At 46.0% G+C, this 3,892-nt stretch carries 2 protein-coding genes and 1 pseudogene; all 3 read right to left on the reverse strand.

Translation table 11 applies throughout. The features are described 5' to 3' along the window. A partial coding sequence (locus tag AB4496_RS20855) for an efflux RND transporter permease subunit (RefSeq protein WP_372131847.1) occupies positions 1-2,337 on the reverse strand: 2,337 nt, incomplete at its 3' end. After that, complete coding sequence (locus AB4496_RS20860; protein ID WP_009847814.1) at positions 2,334-3,671, reverse strand: efflux RND transporter periplasmic adaptor subunit; 1,338 nt, start codon at positions 3,669-3,671, stop codon at positions 2,334-2,336. The genes AB4496_RS20860 and AB4496_RS20855, both read right to left, overlap by 4 nt. Continuing rightward, a pseudogene (locus tag AB4496_RS20865) lies at positions 3,671-3,892 on the reverse strand (TetR/AcrR family transcriptional regulator); the annotation flags it as partial. The pseudogene AB4496_RS20865 and the gene AB4496_RS20860, both read right to left, overlap by 1 nt.

The raw sequence follows: 3,892 nt of genomic DNA on the forward strand, positions 1-3,892 counted from the left end.
GATTGGGAAGTTAGCCAGTTGCTGTAAATCACCCGCTTGTTCTTTATCAAGGCGTACCTCAATCGAAATGTTCTCAACCCCAATTTGGATTTCATCCGCAGTCTGACCAAAGAAGGCCGCACGCAATTGGGAAGCAATCATCTGCCCATTCACATTGTAGGTTTCCGCACCTGGGCGAAGTTTAACTAAGATCTCTTCCTTACCCATGCGCATGTCATCAAGAACACCATGCACACCATCAAACTGATTAAGGTACTCCTGAATATCCAAAGAAGCCGATTTCAATGCAGCAAGATCATCATGTTTGGCGCGGATCTCGATAGCACGACCACCCGGCCCCATCGTCGGTTGTTTGAAAACCAGCGAGATAGGGTCCGCCAAATCGCCGATGTCTTCCCGCCATGCATCAATGAAATCATCGATCACCGTGTTGCGACTTTCTGCACCTCGTAAGTCTAAGCGCACGGTAGCTAAGTGTGGCCCTGATTCATTGGCATCCGCGTTTGCATTGAATTGGCTGGTGATATGCTCAACCAATCTATTACCGTCCTCGACGTCTTCACTCCACTGCTCATTCAAACGTTCAGCAGATGCGACTATTTTATCGACCACTTTCTCGGTTTGAGACAGTGATGCGCCCGGTGGAAGAATGATGCGAGCCTCGGCAATATCACCATCCAACTCAGGAAATGGTTGGAATTTGACAACACCACCAGCAATCAAGGAGATAGATAGAAGTAATAAGGTTATCACTCCCCCCATAAAGGCGTAGCGGAACGTCACGACCTTCTCAACCATGTTCATCAAGATGGTATTACGAAAGTTCTCGAACTTCTCTAACAACACAACTTTAAAGCGCAGCGCTGGCTTATCATTTTTTTCTTTGTGTAATGAATGAGATAAGTGATTTGGTAGAATAAGAAACGCCTCGATTAAGCTCAGCGACAACACCAAGATAAGCACCTGAGGCACCGCTTTAAGCACCGCGCCCATTTCCCCATCAAGGAACAGTAAGCTACCGAAAATACACACCGTGGTTAGGAAAGAAGACAGTACTCCGGGAAGCACTTTCTTTACGCCGTTGTACACCGCATCATCAACGCTTTGTCCCCTATCTAAATGGGAGGCTATCGATTCGGCTATCACGATGGCGTCGTCCATCATGATACCAATCGCCATTAATAAACCGACCAGTGACATAATGTTGATCGACAAGCCAAGGTTGGCCATCAAGAACAAACCACCAAGGAAGGCTACCGGCAGACCAGCAGCTACCCAGAATGAATATCGCAAACTGAAGAACAACCACATGGTGGCAAACACCAACACAATACCTTGCCAGCCGTTGCGCACCATCATGGTCAGACGATCCCAAAGTACAGAGGAGAGATCATTGGTCATTTGCAGTGTCACACCATCGGGGGCAATCGCGCTTTGATCCTCAACGAATCGCGTCACGTTCTCTTTGATTCGTAACGCATCATCTTCTTTATTCTTACTGATCTTCAACAGAGCAGATGGCTTACCATCAAACAGAACCTTCTGCTCATCCAACTCAAAGCGATCGGTTATCTTGGCAATATCTCTCAAACGAATCACCGAGCCATTAGGCGCAGATCCAACCACGATGCTTTCCAGCTCAACCGGTGTAATTCGTCTCTCATCAAAACGAATCAGAAAATTTTTGTCTGGCGTCTCAACGTTACCGCTTGGCAGTTTTACATTCTGACGGCCAATTTGGTCGGCGATATCACCGACACTCAAACCCAACTGGCGAATGGCTTGGGTATCCAGTTCGACACGATATTGGTGATCGGAAAAACCACTAACTTCGACTAAAGAAACGTCGTAATCGAGCTTCATGGTTCGTTTGAGATCTTCGGCGTAAGCTTTGAGTTCAGGCCATGAGGTTTCGGCTGTAATAGCGATATCAACTACCGGTTCATTCCAATCCAACTCTTGAACAACCGGAGATTCAATCTCACTAGGGAAATCATTGATCGAGTTGATCTGAGTTTGAACGTCCACCAGCATTCGGCCAATGTCCGCTTTCTCATTTAACTTGAGAATTAAACGAGCGCTGCCTTCGATGGCTTCACACTGAGTCTCTTCAATGTTAGCTAGGCCATCGACGGCATCTTCCATTCGTACACACAAGCTTTCTTCCACTTCTTGTGGTGATGCACCGGGATAAACGATGGCCGCCATAATATAAGGCGGATCATAAGCGGGGAAGGTTTCACGCTTGATGGTTGATAATGAGCTTATACCCATGATCAATAACCCAAGCATCAACAAGTTTGCAGCTGTTGGGTGCCTAGAAAAGAACTTGATCATGACGCACTCTCCTGAGTATCCGATTCAAGCTTAACCTCTGTAGAGTTCGACTCTTTCAGTAACATGCCTTCGATAGCTGGCAGGACGTCATTAAGAACCAATTTATCTCCCGTTTGTAGCTCGCCACTCACAACCACTTGGTTATCTCTGCGATAAAGCACTTCAACATTCACCACTTGCAAGCGCTGATTGTCATCCATCAGGTAAACCTTGTCACCGTGCAATGCTCGCTCTGGAACCACCCAACTTAGATTCGCGACACCTTCAATCTCTGCTTTGACGAACATGCCATTGACCAAAGGCGTTGCACTGCTTGGCTGCAGAGCTGAATAGTCTTGACCAATTTCAAGAATGATCCCCGCAGTTGCTTGGTTCTCATCAACGGTTTCACTGATTCTCGCAACCTTTGCAGGCCAATTGAGGTTAAGGCTGCCACTGTTTAGCTGAATACTTGCTTTGATTGGCGCTTCATAAGGGTTTGGTATGCCTGCGGCATCACGAGGGAATTGAGTAAAGCTTGAGGCTAAAGTTTGCATATCGTGAATAGAGAGTTGCGCCTCAACTTCCATAACTTTAATCCCGTGAGCAACAAACATCTCTTGCTGAAGATTAACCACTTGGTTCTGTTCAATATCGACCTGAGCTATTCGCATCGCTCTAGGCAAGGTGATGGTCGTTTTATCCAAAGAGCGTTGCGCCTCTTTTACTTTAGAGACATTCACCTTAATCACTGCTTCCGCAACACGCTTTTCATCTGGCATCAATGCAATTTGGTTGTCAATATCCAATACAAGCTTCTGTTGAGACAACGCACTTTGCTGCTGGAGATCAACATCGGATTGAGAAGTTAGCCCTTTCTTGCGCAGATCTTGTTTACGTTGCAGCTCTTTATTGCTGATCACTAAGCGGTTCTTTTCGATCTTTAAGGTCTGCTTAAGGTTATCTTCTTCTTGGTTTAACTTAGCTAATGAAGTCTGGCTTGATTTAAGATCCGCTTCAGCTTGTACCAACTTCAACTCGTAATCCAAAGGATCGATCTTAAGTACCTCAGTTCCCGCTGGAATGATCTGCCCTTTTTCTAGGTCTGGATGTCGATAAACAATCTGCCCTGTCACCTCGGCGATGGCTTTCCATTCAACTTTAGGGACTACTTTGCCAAAGCCCACCGCCAACGGCGCGATCATTTGTTGTTCTAAACTAACTGTTTCGACTAGACGAGCCCTATCTCCCGCGGGCTTAGTCGGCAGATCCGGCTTTAAGCTAATCGCAGTCACAAGGCCGATGACACCAACCGCAAGTGCTGGGAAGAAGAGTAGTTTTTTATTTATTTTCATTATCTTTTGTCCTGCACTGCAGAAGGGCTCGGTGCGTTGATAAAGCCTTCGGTCATCAATTGAATGTTGTGTTCGATTAAACGGTTAAGAAATTCTTCATTAATCTCAATACCATGGATTGCTAATAGAGGGGGCGGAGCAATGAAGGGGAACACCATCAAGCTTATATACGAAACTCGACACAATTTTGGATCCATGTTCTGTTTTAAGATGCCTTGTTC

It is taken from the genome of Vibrio sp. 10N.222.46.A1, assembly GCF_041473595.1.
Lineage (GTDB): Bacteria > Pseudomonadota > Gammaproteobacteria > Enterobacterales > Vibrionaceae > Vibrio > Vibrio tasmaniensis_A.

What these genes read in the sequence shown, in the direction of transcription:
- AB4496_RS20860 (WP_009847814.1), bottom strand. Translation starts at nt 3,671, where the DNA reads ATGAAAATAAATAAAAAACTACTCTTCTTCCCAGCACTTGCGGTTGGT.